The 18,514-nt window shown below is 67.2% G+C and carries 16 protein-coding genes; 7 read left to right on the forward strand and 9 right to left on the reverse strand.

Annotated elements, in window-relative coordinates:
- The 6 genes from ACQR10_RS15495 to ACQR10_RS15520 form a co-directional block, all read right to left on the reverse strand.
- Entirely contained in the window at window positions 1-1,047 is a 1,047-nt protein-coding gene (locus ACQR10_RS15495; protein ID WP_315805245.1) for an ABC transporter substrate-binding protein, read from the reverse strand.
- A gap of 25 nt (window positions 1,048-1,072) precedes the next feature.
- Window positions 1,073-2,158: an ABC transporter ATP-binding protein gene (locus ACQR10_RS15500; RefSeq protein WP_316216696.1), complete on the reverse strand. Its 1,086-nt coding sequence runs from the start codon at window positions 2,156-2,158 to the stop codon at window positions 1,073-1,075.
- Between the two features lie 339 nt (window positions 2,159-2,497).
- Complete coding sequence (locus ACQR10_RS15505; protein ID WP_316216695.1) at window positions 2,498-3,247, reverse strand: aspartate/glutamate racemase family protein; 750 nt, start codon at window positions 3,245-3,247, stop codon at window positions 2,498-2,500.
- Between the two features lie 65 nt (window positions 3,248-3,312).
- Window positions 3,313-3,765, reverse strand: a complete 453-nt coding sequence (locus ACQR10_RS15510; RefSeq protein ID WP_316216694.1) for a DUF3429 domain-containing protein — start codon at window positions 3,763-3,765, stop codon at window positions 3,313-3,315.
- A 4-nt stretch (window positions 3,766-3,769) separates the two neighbouring features.
- On the reverse strand, window positions 3,770-3,949 hold the full coding sequence (locus ACQR10_RS15515; RefSeq protein ID WP_316216693.1) for a DUF2256 domain-containing protein: 180 nt from the start codon (window positions 3,947-3,949) through the stop codon (window positions 3,770-3,772).
- 194 nt (window positions 3,950-4,143) lie between these two features.
- A complete protein-coding gene (locus tag ACQR10_RS15520) occupies window positions 4,144-5,619 on the reverse strand; it encodes an amidase (RefSeq protein WP_434911992.1) in 1,476 nt (491 codons plus the stop codon).
- A gap of 253 nt (window positions 5,620-5,872) precedes the next feature.
- Here ACQR10_RS15520 and ACQR10_RS15525 point away from each other — a divergent pair, with 253 nt between their 5' ends.
- From ACQR10_RS15525 to ACQR10_RS15540, 4 genes are read left to right on the forward strand one after another with little or no spacing between them, the layout of a single operon-like run.
- Entirely contained in the window at window positions 5,873-6,292 is a 420-nt protein-coding gene (locus ACQR10_RS15525; protein WP_434911993.1) for a hypothetical protein, read from the forward strand.
- Window positions 6,293-6,350: 58 nt separating this feature from the next.
- A complete protein-coding gene (gene ihpA, locus ACQR10_RS15530; RefSeq protein ID WP_434911994.1) occupies window positions 6,351-7,619 on the forward strand; it encodes a divalent metal ion exporter subunit IhpA in 1,269 nt (422 codons plus the stop codon).
- Window positions 7,616-8,602: a divalent metal ion exporter adaptor subunit IhpB gene (gene ihpB, locus ACQR10_RS15535; protein ID WP_316182828.1), complete on the forward strand. Its 987-nt coding sequence runs from the start codon at window positions 7,616-7,618 to the stop codon at window positions 8,600-8,602. Before ihpA ends, ihpB begins: the two co-directional genes overlap by 4 nt.
- Window positions 8,595-11,762: an efflux RND transporter permease subunit gene (locus ACQR10_RS15540; RefSeq protein ID WP_316182829.1), complete on the forward strand. Its 3,168-nt coding sequence runs from the start codon at window positions 8,595-8,597 to the stop codon at window positions 11,760-11,762. The genes ihpB and ACQR10_RS15540 overlap by 8 nt, the downstream gene beginning before the upstream one ends.
- A gap of 60 nt (window positions 11,763-11,822) precedes the next feature.
- On the opposite strand, the gene ACQR10_RS15545 is transcribed toward ACQR10_RS15540, so the two are convergent.
- Window positions 11,823-12,389, reverse strand: a complete 567-nt coding sequence (locus tag ACQR10_RS15545; RefSeq protein WP_316216687.1) for a hypothetical protein — start codon at window positions 12,387-12,389, stop codon at window positions 11,823-11,825.
- Window positions 12,390-14,076: 1,687 nt separating this feature from the next.
- Between ACQR10_RS15545 and ACQR10_RS15550 the strand changes: the two genes are divergently transcribed.
- A complete protein-coding gene (locus ACQR10_RS15550) occupies window positions 14,077-15,333 on the forward strand; it encodes an aminopeptidase (RefSeq protein WP_316216686.1) in 1,257 nt (418 codons plus the stop codon).
- Between the two features lie 104 nt (window positions 15,334-15,437).
- On the opposite strand, the gene ACQR10_RS15555 is transcribed toward ACQR10_RS15550, so the two are convergent.
- Window positions 15,438-15,902 carry a DUF4399 domain-containing protein gene (locus ACQR10_RS15555; protein ID WP_315805232.1) on the reverse strand — a complete coding sequence of 155 codons (465 nt, stop codon included), beginning with the start codon at window positions 15,900-15,902 and terminating at the stop codon, window positions 15,438-15,440.
- A gap of 327 nt (window positions 15,903-16,229) precedes the next feature.
- On the opposite strand from ACQR10_RS15555, the gene ACQR10_RS15560 reads away from it, so the two are divergent.
- A complete protein-coding gene (locus tag ACQR10_RS15560) occupies window positions 16,230-16,682 on the forward strand; it encodes a cupin domain-containing protein (protein WP_316182833.1) in 453 nt (150 codons plus the stop codon).
- On the opposite strand, the gene ACQR10_RS15565 is transcribed toward ACQR10_RS15560, so the two are convergent.
- A complete protein-coding gene (locus ACQR10_RS15565; RefSeq protein WP_316216685.1) occupies window positions 16,679-17,497 on the reverse strand; it encodes an MBL fold metallo-hydrolase in 819 nt (272 codons plus the stop codon). The genes ACQR10_RS15560 and ACQR10_RS15565 overlap by 4 nt on opposite strands.
- Window positions 17,498-17,604: 107 nt before the next feature.
- Between ACQR10_RS15565 and ACQR10_RS15570 the strand changes: the two genes are divergently transcribed.
- Window positions 17,605-18,510 carry an alpha/beta fold hydrolase gene (locus ACQR10_RS15570; RefSeq protein WP_315805229.1) on the forward strand — a complete coding sequence of 302 codons (906 nt, stop codon included), beginning with the start codon at window positions 17,605-17,607 and terminating at the stop codon, window positions 18,508-18,510.
- The last annotated feature ends 4 nt before the right edge of the window (window positions 18,511-18,514 follow it).

Genomic DNA, 18,514 nt, shown 5'->3' on the forward strand with positions numbered 1-18,514 from the left:
TCAGATCTTGATGTCGCGGTTGAACTTCTCGATCCAGGACGCGCGCTGCTCGTTGATCTTCTTCCAGTCCTGGAACACGAACTTCTTCTTCAGCTCCGCGGTGTCCTTGGCCAGCACCTTGGCGATCTCGCCGGTCATCGCGACCTTGGTGTTGGTCGGCACGATCAGGTAGGGCGGGTTCATCAGCGCCGTCTGCACCTCCGGCGACAGCGCCGCCTCGATCAGCTTGAAGGCGAGCTCCTTGTTCGGCGAGTTCTTGACGATGTGGATGGTGGTCTTGAAGGCGATGGCGCCTTCCTTCGGCGCCACGAACTCGACCGGCACGCCGCGCGCTTTGAGGATCTGGATGGCGTTGAAATTGCCGGGCGAGATGTCGATCTGGCCCTGCTGGAACAGGGTCGCCAGCGCGCCCGGATTGGCGGCGACGGCGGCGAGGTTCGGCTTCAGCTCCTCCAGCGCCTTGAAGCCCTCATCGACATTGGCCTCCGAGCCGCCGCGCATGCGCGCGATCTCGACCAGCCAGCCGGTGCCGAGCGTGGAGTTCAGATTGGTGATGCCGACCTTGCCCTTGAATTCGGGCTTCCACAGATCGGCCCACGACGTCGGCGGCGTCTTCACCGTCTCGGGATTGTAGGTGAGGCCGACGACCTGGAAGAACGGCGCCGGGCCCATGGCGTCCTGCGCTTCGGGAATCAGGTCCTTGAAATAGGTGCTCTTGTCGGCCGGGTAGGGCTCGACGAGATCCTGTCCGATCGCGACCAGCGCCGGACCGGGATCGTGCAGCATGACGTCGATCGGCGGATTGGCCTTGGCGGCGTTGACCTTGGCGATCTGGTCGACCGACAGCATCGGATCGAGCACGATCGCGGCATCAGCGTTGGCCTTGCGGAAGGCAGGGACGAGCACGGCTTTATGTGCTTCTTCCCAGCTTCCGGTGAAGGTCGCGAACACCAGCGGTCGCGCCTGCGCGAGGCTGAGACCGGGGAAGGCGTGCATGGCTCCCAGCGTCAACGCGCTGGTCAGGAGCCGGCGGCGGTCAAGCATCATGTTTCACTCCGATGTGTCGGTTGGTTCATTGGGGGAAGACGGTGGCGAGGCCCGGCGCGAGCGGCGCGACGCGCACCGGCGTGCCGGCCTCGCGCAAAGGCGTGCCGCCGGTGCGGGCCTGCGAAATCTTGATGCTCGATCCGTCGCGCGCCTTGATCTCATGGACCACCGTGGCGCCGAGCGGCAGCGCCATGCCGATCTCGCCGGCAAAGCCGGAGTCATCGCCGACGAAGGTGAGATGCTCGGGACGCAGGCAGACGGTGACCTTGTCGGAGGCACGGACCGGCTGCGGCGCTCGGGCGATGATCTCGCCGCCGGCCTCCAGCGCGACCTTGACGCCGTTAGCATCGGCCGTCACGACCACGCCCTTCATCTTGTTCGCGGTGCCGACGAAGCTGTTCACGAACAGCGTCTGCGGCTGGTCGTAGATCTCGGACGGTGTGCCGAACTGTTCGAGATGGCCATGGCTGAGCACCGCGACGCGATCGGCCATCGACAGCGCCTCCTCCTGGTCGTGGGTCACGATCAGCGTGGTCGTGCCGGCCATGCGCTGCAGCCGCTTGACCTCGATCTGCATGTCCAGCCGCAGATTCTTGTCGAGCGCGGCGAACGGCTCATCGAGCAGCAGGATCGACGGCTTGATCGCGAGCGCGCGCGCCAGCGCCACGCGCTGCTGCTGGCCGCCGGACAATTGTCGCGGCAGCCGCTCGCCGAACGGGCCGAGCTGCACCATGTCGAGCAGCCGCTGCGCCTCCTTGTTGCGCGTCGCCTTGTCAACGCCGCGCGCGGCGAGGCCGTAGCCGACATTCTCGGTGATCGAGAGATGCGGAAACAGCGCGTAGTTCTGGAACACGATGCCGACCGCGCGGCGATTGGGCGGCAGCGCGTCGACGACGTCGTTGCCGATGATGACGCGCCCCTCGCTCTGGCCGATGAAGCCGGCGATGATGCGCAAAAGCGTGGTCTTGCCGCAGCCCGAGGGCCCGAGCAGGGCAATGATCTCGCCGCCTTTCACGTCGAGATTGATGTCGGAGACGGCGATCGTTCCGCTGGCGAAGCGGTGCGTGATCCGATCCAGAACGAGCGACTTGGCGTCCGATACGCTGGCCATGGGCTTCCTGCTCAAGTGATTTGAAAAAGCAAGAAGCGTGCCGTCTTTTCAGGCAGCGGCAGTGGGTTGTGTACAGGACATGAGTGTGCCCGGTATGGGAGTGTAACCAACTCGCCCGGAGTGCGCGGCTATCAGTATTTGGCTCGCTCTCTCAGCCGTCATTCCGGGGCGCCCGAAGGGCGAGCCCGGAAGCCATAGCCACAAGCGGTTGTTATGGGCGGGATGGCCGTGGCGGCAGCTTGGGCCGGCGCGGACATTCGTGGCTATGGATTCCGGGCTCGTGCTGACGGGCGCCCCGGAATGACGTGGGGAGAGAGCGATTGTTCTTCACACAGTCGACTAAGCGTCGCGATGCTCAAGCCGCGCAGCCAACGCCTCGGGCAGCCCCGTCGTCGGCTTCGCGGCCGGGCGGCGGAACGTGCCGGCGGTGGCCTTGCGCATCCTCAGCGCCAGCAGTGCCTCGGCCTGCTTCACCGCCGCGATCACCTGGTCGACCACGGGCACGGGAATGCGGTGCGCGACGCGCGCGGCAAGGCCCGACAGCGGCGCGCCGGCAAAGATCAGCACGTCGGCGTCGTTCTCCTCGACCGCGCGCAGCGCCAACTCGACCAGCAGCTCTTCCTTCTCGTGCTGCACGTCGGAGATCTGCTTGAAGCTGCCGTCGAGCGTGCGGATGCCGGCGCAGCGCTCCATCAGCCCGTGCATGCGCACGCACTCCTCGTACCAGGGGCCGAGCGCCTGCGCGAAAGTGACGATGGCAAAGCGCCGACCGGCCATGCAGGCCGTCAGCATCGCCGCTTCCGCAAGCCCGATCACCGGCACGTCGAACAGCTCGCGCGCCGCGAACAGGCCGGGATCGCCGAACGCGGCGATGATCGCGGCATCGAACGTGCCGTTGCGTTCCGCCAGCATCTCAAGCGCCACCGCGCCGCCGATCTGCGCCTCGGCGCGGGTGGCGATATAGGGCACGCCGCGCGGCGCGGTGCAGGGGATCAGCGTCGTGCCCGGCGCGGCGGCGTCGCGGCCGACCTGCAGCATCAGCTCGGTGATGTCGGTGCGGATGTTGGGATTGAGCAGCAGGATGTTCATGGCGCCTCGCGAGGGAATATCCGAGCTTGCCCGAGGGATTGCTGCGTTGTCCAGAGCGGTCGGCTCTAAGGCGCGCCTTCGACCACGATGCCTATCAGCGTGGCAAGCAGAGAGAGGATCGCACCGATGCTGAGCAGCCGCCGCAGCTTCAGGAACCAGGCGCGCGGGTCGTCGCCGCCGAAGCTGTACTCATCGGAGATCAGCGCCGTCAGCAGCGCGGCTGCGAGCAGCACCAGAGCGGGCAGCGGCGGCAGCAGCAGCGCGACCCAGCCGAGTAAAGACGGCGTCACCCCCCAGCTCATGCGCGGCCAGCCTGCCAGGACCGGCGTCTGCACGGCGATGCCCCAATGGATCGCGCCGAGAAAGCTCACGATGACCGCGCCATAGCCGATCTGAGCGCGCAGCGCGGCCAGCCGGATCGGATCGTCACCTGCGATCGCCAATGCCGCGAGGCCCGCGAACGGAATCAGCCCGGCGAGGCCGAGAATGCGCATCGGAGCGGGGACGCCGGACATCATGATGCTAGCCTTCTCGGCACTTGGCGACCGCAGTGGAGGTCCGGCCGCGGTCGGATCGGCAGCGGTCCGAGCAGTATTTCACCTCGTCCCAGTCGCGTGCCCATTTGCGCCGCCACGCGAACGGGCGGCCGCACGCAGCGCATATCCTGGTCGGCAGGTCGGCCTTGCGCCGCATCTTCGGCATGGCGTCACCACGGGACCGGCGTGCCGCGCCGGGGCAGGGCCGCATCCGCTGCTGCCTTGCCGGAGCGCGTCGCGATCCGTTCGCCCATCATGTTCGTCCTCGCCGACCAGTGCGCGGCGCCGGCTCCGGCCGGCACCATCCACGCTGGGCAACGATCGACGGGCAACGACGGATCAGTGGCCCGTGGTCGCGGCTCAGGCTTTGGTCACATGCACGGCGGGTGTCGCACCGCCGTTCCACTTGCCCTCGATCGCGCGCTCGATCTGGGCTGCGAGCTGCAGCAGCAGGCCGTCGTCGGCCTGCTTGCCGATCGCCTGGATGCCGAGCGGCAGGCCGTGCTCGTTGGTCGCGAGCGGCAGCGAGATCGCGGGGATGCCGCAGAGATTGGCGAGCGGCGTGAACGCGAAGTTGCGCCACAGGTTCTCGAACCAGTCGAGCACGGACGGATTGTCGCTGATGGTCAGATATTCGGTGGTGCCGATCTTCGGCGTCGGCAGCGCGGTGATCGGGGTCAGGATGATGTCCCAGTCCTCGAAGAAGGCACCGAAGGCGCGCGACGTCGTGTTGAACACCGCCTGCATCGCCGCGCGCTCGGCGAAGCTCGTATCGCGGCCCGCTTCCCAGATCCGGATGTTGATCGGCTCGATCAGCTCGGCCGGCGGCCGCGCGAGCTTGCGCGACGCGAGCAGGTTGTTGATGACGATCGCGAAGTTGGAGATGTAGCAGGTCGTCTGCGCGGCGAACGCGTTGGGATAGTCGAGCTCCGGCAGCGCGTAGCCGACGTGATGGCCGAGGCCTTCCAGGAACTTGCCGACACGCGCCAGCTCTGAAGCGATGTGCGGCGTGGCGCGGTAGTCGCCCCATTGATGCGACAGCGCGATTTTCAGCTTGCCGGGATCGCGCTTGATCAGCTCGACATACGGCTCCGGCGTGGTCCAGTACGGCATGAACTCACCCGGCGCGCCGCCGCGGCAATGGTCGACGAACGCCGCGGTGTCGCGCACGCTGCGCGACTGGCAGCCCTGGATCGAGACCAGCCCGGAGAGATCCGACAGATGCGGCGCGATCGAGAACACGCCGCGCGAGACCTTCAGGCCGATATTGCCGTTGACGCCGGCGGGAATCCGGATCGAGCCGCCGCCATCGGTCGCATGCGCGATCGGCACGACGCCGGCGGCGACCATCGCCGCGCTGCCGGCCGACGAGCCGCAGGTCGTGTAGTCCGTGTTCCAGGGATTGCGCGTGACGTAGACGGCCGGGTTCTCCGCCGAGCTGCAGACGCCGAACTCCGGCGTCGTGGTGCGCCCCATCAGGTTGAGGCCGGCCTTGCGCATCTTCCCCGTGAGATGCGTGTCGGCGGCGGGGCGGTTGCCGCGCATGTAGAGCGAGCCCTGCTCCTGCAGCCGCCCGGCCATGGTCGGTCCGAGATCCTTCATCAGGAACGGCAGGCCGGCGAAGGCGCCGTCGGCATTGGCGCCCGCCTTGATGGGATCTTCGACGGCGTCGGCAAAGACCTCGACCACGCCCGACAGCGCGGGATCGACCTTGGCAATGCCTTCAGCGGCCTGCCGCGCCAGCTCCGCCGCCGTCAGTTCGCCATTGCGAACGCGCGCCGCCAGCGCCATGCCATCATGCCGGGCCCACTCGTCCCAGCTCATCGCCAACGTCATCTGTCTTCCGATCTTTCGCGCGGCGCATCGCGTGTCTGACTGATATCGCGCCCTGCATGTTCCGCGACGCGAACCTTAGTTTGCGAAGGCGGCGAGTCAATCAAGCACGCTGCATGCCGCCAATACGGCGCGCTCATGCGCCACGGCTTACCGGTGATCGCACAGGTCCACGCGCGTTCCGGAAATCGGCACTCGGGCGCTGCTTCGGCCGCTCACAGCACCATGCGCGCTGTGAGCGGTTCCGGTTGTTACATTGTTGCTGATCGACAACCGCGCCGGCCGCGTGCTATCCGCTGGCCGAACAGGGGGCGCGGTGCGCAGCATTGGCAAACGAGACATCACGAGCCCGCGCATGCTGCGCCGGACCGTGGCTGCCTGCCTGATGCTCGCCTATGTTCTCGCCGGCGCGCTGCACGGCGCCTGTGACATCGACGTCGCCCATCCCTTCGCCGGCAAGCCGGAGATCGCGTCGCTGCTCGACCGGGCGGGCCACACCGATCAGCGCGGCGTCGCCGACCATCATTGCCATGGCTGCTTCTCGGTGGCCGTGCCGCAGCCGCAGTTTGCCGCCGTCCCGGCCGAGGTCGTGGCCGCGACCATCTGGGCCGTTCCCCTGCTCAGTGCAGGCATCCTTCCCGAGTCCGAGTCTCCGCCGCCAAGACACCTGAGCTGACGCAACGTGCCGGACGGCCGACGCCGTCCATCCTTGCCCGTCCAGACAGGTTCATCTCATGCCATTCCCCGGGATGGCTGCGCGCGCCATCGGCGCCGCAGCCCTGCTCGCTCTGTCCGTGCACGCGTCAGCGGCGCAGACGCTGACCCTCCGCGCGGCGCTGTCGCGCGCGCTCGCCGCCAATCCGCGGCTGTCCGCCGCCGACCGCGACATCGGCATCGCCTCCGGCCAGCGGCTGCAGGCCGGCGCGCTGCTCAATCCCGAGCTGTCCTACGAGCAGGACAATTCGCTTGGCTCGGGTCAATATCGCGGCACGCGCTCGGCCGAGACCACCTTGCAGATCAGCCAGGCGTTCGAATGGTTCGGCAAGCGCGACGCGCGCATCGCCGCCGGCCAGGCCGGCGTACGGGTCGCCGAGATCCAGCGCCAGGCGGTGCGGCTGGAAGTGCTGTCGGAGACCGCGATCGCCTTCGTGACGGTGCTCGCCACGCAGCGGCGCATCCAGATTCTCGACGATCAGGTCGCAGCGCTCGATCGCCTGACGCCGCTGCTGCGCCGTCGCGTCGAGGCCGGCGCGTCGTCGCCGGCGGAGACCGGCCGCGCCGAGGTCGCCTCGGCGCTGGTGCGGGCCGATCGCGAGCGCGTCAAGGCGACGCTGTCGAGCGCGCGCCGCGAGCTCGCCGTGCTGATCGGCGACAGCTCGGCGAAGCTTCCGGCCGTCACCGGTCGTTTCGACGCGACCGGCCAGCCGCCGGCGTTCCAGACCGTGATCGCGGCCATCGATGCCAATCCGCAGCTCGTCCGCTGGACCGCGGTCTACGCCCAGCGCAATGCCGAGCTGCTGCTGGCCCGGCTCAAGCCCTATCCCGACGTCCGCATCGGTGCCGGCTGGCGGCACTTCAACGACACCCAGGACGATGCCGTCAGGCTCAGCGTCTCCGTGCCGATCCCGGTGTTCGACCAGAACCAGGGCAACATCCTCTCGGCGCAGGAAAGCCTCGCCAAGACCGAAGCCGAGCGCAAGGCCAACCGCAACGCGCTGCTGGTGATCGCCGGCCGCGCCTACGATTCGCTGCAAGGCTCGCTGCGGGAATTGTCGGTGTTGCGCGAGATCGCGATCCCGAAGGCGCAGGAGGCCGCCGACGAGATCGCGCAGGGCTACAGCGCCGGCCGCTTCTCTTTGCTCGAAGTGCTGGACGCGCAGGCGAGCGTAGCGCAGGCGCGGCTGCGCGAGCAGGAGGCGCTGCAGAACATCCATGTCGCCGTGGCGACGATCGAAGGCCTGGTCGGCCGTCCCTTCACCCTGGCACGGGAGACCGCGCGATGAGACCATTCACCGTCATCCTGATTGCCGTCCTCGCCGCCGCGGCCGGCGCCGGCGCATCGCGCCTGCTGGGCGAGGCGGAGCCGCATGCCGACGCAACGGTCGGCCATGCCGATCATGCCGAGAAGGCGGCGCCGAAGGATCATGTCGAGCAGGACGAACATGGCGCCGACCGCATCCGCATCAGCGACGTGAAGCTCGCCGCGGCCGGCGTCGCGCTCGCCGAAGCCGGACCCGCGACCTTGTCGGATACGCTATCGTTCAACGGCGTGCTGCGCGCCAACCAGGAAGCATTGGTGCAGGTGACGCCGCGCTTTCCCGGCATCGTCCGTGCCATCAAGAAGCGCATCGGCGACACCGTCGCCAAGGACGAGCTGCTCGCCGCGATCGAGAGCAATCAGAGCCTGACGGCGTATGATCTCAAGGCGCCGATCGGCGGCACCATCATCGACCGCCAGATCTCGCTCGGCGAATACGCCTCCGAGCAGAAGCCGGCCTTCGTGGTCGCCGATCTCTCCACGATCTGGGTCGACCTGTCGATCTACCGCCAGGATCTCCGGCGCGTCCGCCTCGACGACGAGGTGCTGATCGACCCCGATGACGGCCGCGGCGCGATCCGCGGCCACGTCTCCTACATCGCGCCGGTCGGCGCCAGCGAAACGCAGACCGCGCTCGCCCGCGTCGTGCTGGCCAATCCCGACGGCCGGCTGCGTCCGGGCCTGTTCGTCACCGCGCAGCTGGTTCTCGCCAAGCGCAGCGTCGCCGTGGCGGTCCGCGCCAGCGCGATCCAGACCCTGGAGAACAAGACCGTCGTGTTCGTGCGCGAGGAGGGCGACAAGATCGAGGCGCGCCCGGTGGTCACCGGCGAATCCGACCCGACCCATGTCGAGATCCGCGACGGCCTCGCCGCCGGTGAACACTACGTCGCCGAGAACAGTTTTGTGGTGAAAGCGGAGATGGGCAAGGGGGAGGCCGAGCATGATTGACGCGCTCCTCGCCTTCGCCGTGCGCCAGCGCTGGCTGGTGCTGCTCGTCGCGCTCGCCGCGGCCGGCTTCGGCGCCTGGAATTTCACCCGGCTGCCGATCGACGCCGTGCCAGATATCACCAACGTGCAGGTGCAGATCAACACCAAGGCGCCCGGCTACTCGCCGCTCGAGACCGAGCAGCGCATCACCTTCCCGGTCGAGACCGCGATGGGCGGCCTGCCGAAGTTGGACTACACCCGCTCGCTGTCGCGCTATGGGCTGAGCCAGGTCACCGTCGTGTTCCAGGACGGCACCGACATCTATTTCGCCCGCCAGCTCGTCAACGAGCGCATCCAGCAGATCAAGGACCAGCTGCCGCCGGGCGTCGAGGTGGCGATGGGACCGCTCTCGACCGGGCTCGGCGAGATCTTCATGTATGCGGTCGAAGCCAGGCCCGGCGCCAAGACGCCTGACGGCGCGGACTACTCGCCGACCGATCTGCGCACCATTCAGGACTGGATCATCCGGCCACAGCTGCGCGGCGTGCCGGGCGTGATCGAGGTCAACACCATCGGCGGCTTCGAGCGCCAGTTCCACGTGCTGCCCGATCCCGGCCGCCTGATGGCCTACAAGATCAGCTTCCGCGACGTCATCGCCGCGCTGGCGTCCAACAACGCCAATGTCGGCGCCGGCTATATCGAGCGCAATGGCGAGCAATATCTGGTGCGTGCGCCGGGCCAGGTCGGCAGCGCCGCCGAGCTGAAGGACATCGTGATCGGCGCCCGCGGCGGCACGCCGGTGCGCATCGGCGACGTCGCCGAGGTCAGCGAAGGGCGCGACCTGCGCACGGGAGCGGCGACGCTCAACGGCGAGGAGACGATCCTCGGCACGGCGATGCTCCTGATCGGCGAGAACAGCCGCGCCGTGGCGCAGCGCGTCGCGGCCCGGCTCGACGACATCGCCAAATCGCTGCCCGAGGGCGTGGTCACGCGCACGCTCTACGACCGCACCCATCTGGTCGAAGCGACGATCCGCACCGTGGAGAAGAACCTGCTCGAAGGCGCCGCGCTGGTCGTCGTCGTGCTGTTCCTGCTGCTCGGCAACATCCGGGCCGCGCTGGTCACCGCCTGCATCATCCCGCTGTCGATGGCGATGACCATCACCGGCATGGTCGAGAGCAAGGTCAGCGCCAACCTGATGAGTCTTGGCGCGATCGATTTCGGCATCATCGTCGATGGCGCCGTCATCATCGTCGAGAACTGCCTGCGGCTGCTGGCCCAGGCGCAGCATCGCAAGGGCGGACGGCTCACGACCGCCGAGCGGTTGCAGACCATCGTCAGCGGCGCGCGCGAGGTGATCGGGCCGAGCCTGTTCGGCACCGGCATCATCGCCGTGGTCTATCTGCCGGTGCTGACCCTGACCGGCGTCGAGGGCAAGATGTTCACGCCGATGGCGCTGACGGTGCTGATGGCGCTCGCCGCCGCCGTGCTGTTCTCCATCACCTTCGTGCCGGCTGCGGTCGCGATCTTCGTCACCGGCGAGGTCTCCGAACAGGAGAATCTCGTCATGCGCGGCGCGCGGCGGATCTACGCGCCGCTGCTGCGCGGCGTGATCGCGCACCGCCTGATGGTCGCGGCGGTCGCCGTGATGATCGTCGCGGCGAGCGGCTTTGCCGCGACGCGCATGGGCGGCGAGTTCATCCCGAGCCTCGACGAGGGCGACGTCGCGCTCGCGGCGTTGCGCATCCCCGGAACGAGCCTCACCCTCTCGGTCGATCTGCAGAAGGCGCTTGATGCGCGGCTGCGGCGCATCCCCGAAGTAAAGGACGTCTTCACCCGCATCGGCACGGCGGAGGTGGCGACCGATCCGATGGCGCCGTCGCAGGGTGACGGTTACATCATGCTGAAGCCGCGCGAGGAGTGGCCCGACCATGCGAAGCCGAAGGCGCAGCTCGTCGCCGAGATCGAGGCGGCGGCCGACGAGATCCCCGGCAGCAACTACGAGATCTCGCAGCCGATCCAGTTGCGCTTCAACGAGCTGATCTCCGGCGTGCGCAGCGACGTCGGCATCAAGATCTTCGGCGACGATCTCGACATCCTGCAGGGGGCGGCGCGCCAGGTCGAAGCCGCGATCCGCGGCGTCAATGGCGCCACCGACGTCAAGACCGAGCAGGTCGCGGGCCTGCCGATCCTGACCGTCAGGATCGACCGTCAGGCGCTGTCGCGTTACGGCCTCAGCGTGGCCGAGGTGCAGAGCGTGGTGGAGATCGCGATCGGCGGCAAGGCCGCTGGGAAGCTGTTCGACGGCGACCGCCGCTTCGACATCGTCGTCCGGCTCCCCGAGCGTCTGCGCGGCAATCTCGATGCGATCCGCGCGATCCCGATTCCGCTGCCGGCGGGTGAGGAGGCGAATGCCGCGCCGCTGCGCACCGCGTTCTCCTCGGTCACACAGCCGCGCTATGTGCCGCTGTCGTCGGTGGCCGCGGTCGCCTCGGCGCCGGGGCCGAACCAGGTCAGTCGCGAGAACGGCAAGCGGCGGATCGTCGTGTCAGCCAATGTTCGCGCCCGCGACCTCGGCTCGTTCGTGACCGACGCGCAGGCCGCGGTCGCCGAGAAGGTCAAGCTGCCGCCGGGCTATTGGATCGGCTGGGGCGGCCAGTTCGAGCAACTGGTGTCGGCGACCAAGCGTCTCACGATCGTGGTGCCGATCGCGCTGGCGCTGGTGTTCCTGCTGCTGTTCATGAGCATGGGCTCGTTTGCCGACGCCGCGCTGGTGTTCTCCGGCGTGCCATTGGCGCTGACCGGCGGCATCGCCGCGCTGCTGCTGCGCGGCCTGCCGCTGTCGATCTCGGCCGGCGTCGGATTCATCGCGCTGTCAGGCGTCGCCGTGCTCAATGGCCTGGTCATCATCGCCTTCATCGAACGGCTGCGCCAGGAGGGCCGCTCCGTCCGCGCGGCGGTGGAGGAGGGCGCGCTGGCGCGATTGCGGCCGGTGCTGATGACGGCGCTCGTCGCCTCGCTCGGCTTCGTGCCGATGGCGATCGCGACCGGCGCCGGCGCCGAGGTCCAGCGCCCGCTCGCCACTGTCGTGATCGGCGGCATCATCTCGTCGACGGTGCTGACGCTGCTGGTGCTGCCGGCGCTGTACGTGCTGTTCAGACGCGAGGCGCGGAGCGTGTAGGCGGAAGCGGCATGCAGCTCGCGACTTCGTAGCTGCATGCCGCGCGCGCTGGCGTCGAACCTAGTTGAAGGCCATCGGCGCCGCGCTGGCCATCCAGCCGTCCGGCCGCGCGTTGCGGGCGAGCCGCTGATATCTCGGCGCACGGGCTTCGCGCGTGACACGCGCCGCTGCGCCGAACATCGTGGAACCGCCCGTCGGGTTCACGATCGTGTAGCCGGCAATCGAGCGCGAATGCTCGCGGGTGACGTGACCGCCGGAATTGCCGTCGTGCACATACCAGATGTTGCCCGCGACCTGCTGCTGCAGGATCATGACGTGGCCGGAGCGGACCGCCGCCATGCCCGGTGCGGGAGCCGCGCGTGGAAAGCGACGCCAGTTGGATGCGAGATTCAACTCGGGAATGACCCGGCCGAACGTATAGAGCGACGCTTCGCAGCCACAGAAGGCATGCGGGCATCCCGACGGCCGGCCACCGACAACGCGGCCCTCGCCGGGGATCGAGGCCATGGCGTTCATGAAGGAGTGATGGTGACGGTACGAGTAGTGATGATGATGGTGACGAGGACGCGCCTCGGCTTGAACGGAGAGAGCCAGCAATGCGGCGACGACAATAACAACGCGGTACATTTGGAGGACTCCTGTACGCTGTGAAATCCCCCTGCCGCGCGCCAATCAACCTCTAAACATGTCCTCAAAGTGACCGAATCCCCTGTGAGCCATGCATTTGCGCGACAGCGCTGTCCGGTCATCCCGGTTCCAATTCATCAGGAGTGATTGACTCTCGATGTCGAGGATGACTCACAAACAGTCGAGTGTTCCGCGTGGGAAGACCATGCTACCTACTAACAATGCGGCGACCGAGGCGGGCCTTCAGTCGTCCTGATAGCTGCAAGGATGCAGTCGGTATAAGTAACATCCTCCACGCGTGCGGCGCTCTTGGACATTCCAGCGCACTCATAGGAGATCGTCATGACACGTTCCGCGGCAGTTGCCTTTGCGGCCGGGTCGTCTTCGAGGTCGATGGGCCGTTCGACAAATTCCTCAATTGCCATTGCTCGCCAGCCGGCGGCTTCGATGAGCCGCTCGGCACCGTTCCCGATCGCCACGTGCACTGGGCGTCACGTGCCGACTGGTACGTCGATGGTGGTGGGCTGCGTGTCGACGACTGACGCGATCGAGAACGCCGCCCGTCGGGCGACTCATGTCGTTGGGCTGTGATGAACAGGCCTGTTCCTGCTCCTGATCTGCTCGATCGCCGCTGCGTCTGGAGACTGATTTCCTGAGCACGTTCAGGCCGATTTGGGCTGTCCAGTCCCGGCAGAAAAAATATCCTGCTTGGCGGTTTCGGAAAATCATGATTGTTTGTCGCTGTCCCGCCTCATCGACGAGGGGCGTATCGCGGTCGTCACGACACGTGGAGGCGGGATGTGATGGGCGGGCCGGTTTGCAGCGTGGTCATTCGCGCGGACGAACAACATCGGCTCGCACGGTCAAGTCGCGTGGTCCTGATACTCCGATGCCAGTATCAAGCCTGCGTTGGCGCCAATGGCGCCGCGTGGGTGACGGTGACCAAAAAGCCCGGCGCACCGGGGAGAACGCGAAGCAGCCGTAAAGCCATCGCGCAGGGAGGGCCGGATCATCCGGCTGGACCTGTGGTACCTGCCGCCTGCATTTTTTGAGCAGGCGGGCCACGGGCCTCAGTCGAGGTCCGGCCTTCCCTGCACCCTTTCGTTTGAAGAGGGTGAGACCACTGTATCACTCGGACGCCTGGGGCGCCGCGAGGCCATGGACGCACATCTCCATATGCCGCTCAAAATTGTTGATCACGACGCGCCACTGGCTCAGTGCCGACCCTCCCCCTCCAGGGCAGGGCTATCGCATATGGAGATACAGGGCCATCGCGATGAACGATTCTGCAGGTTAGTTACTCCGTCATGCCCGGGCTTGTCCCGGGCATCCACGTCGTTCTCAGCATGCCGACCGACGTGGATGGCCGGGACAAGCCCGGCCATGACGACGCGGAGAGAGGTAAGCGCAAAACCTCGATCCCCATATGTGATAGCCCTGCCCTCCGAGGGAGAGTGGTGCCGAGCTCGCGGCTTGGCTTTGGAGAGCGACGGATGCCGATCCACAGGGCCCGTTTTGAGGTGTCAGCTATGTCTCCGAACACCTTCACGGCAGTTGTCCGGGCCATGCCCTGCACGACGACGAAGGCGGAGAGGCGACGCAGGAGCCGTCCCTCCTTCGCCATTGACCGCCCGACCGTTTGGCCTATCTCTTCAACACCGCAAAGAAACGGAACTGGACACCCCTGATGACCGCACATGTCAGCAACTTCGATGCCGCCATCGATCCCGTGAAGCTCGACCGCCTGGCCGAGGTCGCGGTGAAGGTCGGCTTGCAGCTTCGGCCCGGTCAGGATCTGCTGCTGACCGCGCCGTCGGTGGCGCTGCCGCTGGTGCGCAAGGTCGCCGAGCACGCCTACAAGGCCGGCGCGGGCATCGTGACCTCGTTCTTCTCCGACGAGGAGCTGACCTTGGCGCGCTACCGTTTCGGACATGACAACAGCTTCGATCGCGCCGCGGACTGGCTCTATCAGGGCATGGCCAAGGCGTTCTCGGAGAACACCGCGCGGCTCGCCATCGTCGGCGACAATCCGATGCTGCTGTCCGGCCAGGATCCGGCCAAGGTGGCGCGCGCCAGCAAGGCCAACTCCAAGGCCTATCAGCCGGCGCTGGAGAAGATCACGAATTTCGAGACCAACTGGAACATCATCGCCTATCCGAGCCTCTCCTGGGCCAAGCTGGTTTTCCCGGATGTCCCGGAGGAGGTCGCGGTGGCGAAGCTCGCGGACGCGATCTTCGCGGCGTCGCGCGTCGATCGCGAGGACGCGGTGTCGGCCTGGGAGCGCCACAACGCGGTGCTGCGCGAGCGCACCGAATGGCTCAACGGCCAGCGCTTCAGTGCGCTGCATTACACCGGACCCGGCATGGACCTGACGATCGGTCTCGCCGACGGCCATGAATGGGAGGGCGGCGCCTCGACCGCCAAGAACGGCATCACCTGCAATGCCAACATCCCGACCGAGGAAGTGTTCACGACGCCGCATTGCCGTCGCGTGTCGGGTCACGTCGTCAGCTCCAAGCCGCTGTCCTATCAGGGCACGCTGATCGACAACATCCAGGTGAAGTTCGAGGAGGGCCGCATCGTCGAGGCCCGGGCCTCGAAGGGCGAGGAGGTGCTGAACAAGGTGCTCGACACCGACGAGGGCGCGCGCCGGCTCGGCGAAGTCGCGCTGGTGCCGCACTCCTCGCCGATCTCCAAGAGCGGCCTGTTGTTCTACAACACGCTGTTCGACGAGAACGCCGCCTCGCACATCGCGCTCGGCCAGTGCTACTCGAAGTGCTTCGTCAACGGAACGTCGCTGTCGCCGCAGCAGATCGCCGCCCAGGGCGGCAACCAGAGCCTGATCCACATCGACTGGATGATCGGCGCGGCCGACACCGACATCGACGGCCTCCATGAAGACGGCCGCCGCGTGCCCGTGTTCCGCAAGGGCGAGTGGGCTTGAAGGACGAGTGGGCCTGACGCATGACGGGCCGGCGCCACGCGTGCACCGGCCCGAAGCGGGCCGCGAGCGATGCTCGCGGCGGGGTCGTCGTCGGTCGAACGGTCCTACTGCTTGGCGCTGCCGGTGGTGGCCTGCACGTCGATCGTGATCCGTTCCGACATGACCGGCTTGTTGTGCGGGATGTGGCTCCAGTCGCCGAGCACGAGCTGCAAGGTGTGCTTGCCCGGCGTGAGATTGACCGAGGCTTCGGTCTGGCCCTTCCCGAAATGCACGTGGCCGGCATCGACCGGGATCGCCTCGTTGAGCGCATCGCCCTCGAGCGCGGGCGCGTCGATCAGCAGATGGTGGTGGCCGGTGTTGGGAGCCTCGGTGCCGGACGGCGCGACGCCCATGCCGGACAGGCCGAAGCGGATCAGCACCGGCGAGGAGACGGTGTCGCCGTCCTTGAGGTTGATGAAGTAGGCCTTGGCATTCTCGGGGGCGGGCGTTTCGCCCGCCATGACGACGCCGGTGGTTGCAAGGGTGGCGGCAGACAGCGTGAGGGCGAAGGCGAGGCTCAGTCGGCGCATCCTGGGAAATCCTTATCTCTGCGAAGGCGGCAAATCTCTAAAGGTGACGGCACAACTCAGGATGGGCAGGGCGACCGGAGGGGCGCCTGTCCGCATCTTGCAGTGCGGCTAAACAGTAGATCAGCAGGTTTGGCGAGGCCGCGAACAAATTGCGGCGTTCGCGTGAAGTTTATAGCGCTGGCGTGGTTGTGATGCGACGGCTGGTCGCGGCGATTGGTTCAAATCTTAACGACTGCGGAAAGCAGCCATTAGGTGCAACCGGCTACGGTCGCAGGCTCATGCCGGCGTTCGCCCGGTCATTTCAGTCCCATGCATTTGAGGTCCACGATGTCGCCGTCCTTGATCGAAACCGCCAACCTCACCGTCGACCTGGCGCCCGCTCCGATCGAGCCGTCGTGGATCATCGAGGGCACTCCGACCGCGACCTCCTGCACCATCGCGCGCAGCAGCGACGGGCTGGGCTCGACCATCGTCTGGCATTGCACCGAGGGCAAGTTCAACTGGTACTACGATTTCGACGAGACCATCCTGATCCTCGAAGGCGCGATCGTGCTGGAGAGCGATGGGCTCCCGGCAAAGCGCTATGGGCCGGGCGACGTGATCTTCTTCCGCGACGGCGCGCATGCCAAATGGCATGTCGAGGGCCACGTCAAGAAGCTGGCCTTCTGCCTGAAGACACAGCCCTATGTGCTCGGCCTCGCGGTGCGCGTGATCAACAAGCTCAAGCGCATGTTCCTGACGCCCGAAGGCCGCCGCGGCACCAGCCTCGCGGGCGCCTAGACTCCGTCGAGGATGATCACCGTCGGCATCGACGGCAACAGCTCGCGCGACAACTTCAACGTCCGCTCGCCGCGCCGGTCGATCTCGAACTGCTGGCCGATCCTGCGCATGAACTCGTCGAGCGGCGTCGCGAAGCGGTGCATCGGCAGCACCACCGAGGCGCGCAGACGCCTGGTGATCTCGGAGATGCCGTCGAGCGACATCGTGTAGGTGCCGTCGATCGGCACCATCACCACGTCGAGCCGGCCGATCGCGGCGAAATGCGTCTCGTCCAGCTTGACGTGCAGATGGCCGAGATGGCCGATGCACAGGCCGGCAACCTCGAAGATGAAGATCGAGTTGCCGTCCTTGATCATGTCGATGCCGATGGAATCTCCGAAATAGCGGCGGATGTCGGTGGTGATGTTGCGGATCAGCACGTCGCCGATCCGCTCGTAGATCTGGGCCGGCTTGCCGTCGTCGCCCCAGCCATGCAGCACGTGCGGGATGCGCGGATCGGGCGCCAGCGTGTAGTGCGTCGAATGCGCCCGGTTCATGGTGATGACGTCGGGCAGCCGCCCGACCTGATAGGCGCCGCTGTAGTCGGTGGCGATGCGGATGCCCATCGGCGTGTCGATGAAGTAAGTCGAGTGGCCGGCATAGGTGATCGTCACCTCATTGCCGGCCGCCGCCGTCCGGCGCAGGCTGACCGGCACGGCGCGCGGCGGGCCGCCGGCCATCGCCAGGCACTCGCTGGTGCGCGGCCCCGATTGCGCCACCGCGGGCGATGCGAACGCGACCAGGGCGGCAAGCAGCGAGACCAGCGAGCGCAGCATGGCAGTTCCCCTTCAACAGCGCGTGTGATTGTAGCGAGGAATTGCGATCAGAACTATCCTCGGCGCAACGCTCGGCTCGAGAGCGCGGCGCGATGCGGGAGGATGGCATGACGGATCAGGTGTTGCAGCCGCTGCGCGAGATCGACGCAGGCGTGCTCCGCATTGCCTATTTCGAGGGCGGGCCGGCCGACGGTCCCGTCGTCATCCTGCTGCACGGCTATCCCTACGATATCCACGCCTATGTCGAGGTCGCGCCGCGGCTCGCGGCACAAGGCTGCCGCGTCGTCGTGCCCTATCTGCGCGGCTATGGACCCACTCGTTTCCGCGACGCATCGACGCCGCGCTCGGGCCAGCAGGCCGCGGTCGGCGCCGACCTGATCGCGCTGATGGATGCGCTGGCGATCCCGCGCGCGGTGTTCGCCGGCTATGATTGGGGTGGCCGCGCGGCTTGCGTCGGCGCGGCGCTGTGGCCCGAGCGCTGCACGGGCCTGGTCTCCGTGAACGGCTATCTGATCCAGGACATCGCGCGGGCGCTGGAGCCGGCGCCGGTGCCGCGCGAGTTCGCGTTCTGGTATCAATGGTACTTCCAGACCGAGCGCGGACGGGCCGGGCTCGCGGCCCACCGCGCCGAAATTGCACGGCTGCTGTGGCAGCAATGGTCACCGCACTGGCGCTTCGACGATGCGACCTTCGCGCGCGCGGCGGAGGCGTTCGACAATCCCGATCACGTCGATGTCGTGATCCACAGCTATCGGCATCGCTACGGGCTGGCCGAGGGGGACCCGCGCTATCAGGACATCGAGCAGCGGCTGGCGAGCCTGCCTGTCATCGCGGTGCCCACGATCACGCTCGATGGCGACGCCGACGGCGTGATCCCGGCGACGGACGGCCAGGCGCATGCTGCGAAGTTCAGCAACCGGATCGGCCATCGCGTGATCCCTCGGGCCGGCCACAATTTGCCGCAGGAAGAGCCGGCGGCGTTCGCCGCCGCCGTGATGGAGGTGCTGCGCTGAACGC

It is taken from the genome of Bradyrhizobium sp. HKCCYLRH2060, assembly GCF_051168135.1.
GTDB lineage: Bacteria > Pseudomonadota > Alphaproteobacteria > Rhizobiales > Xanthobacteraceae > Bradyrhizobium.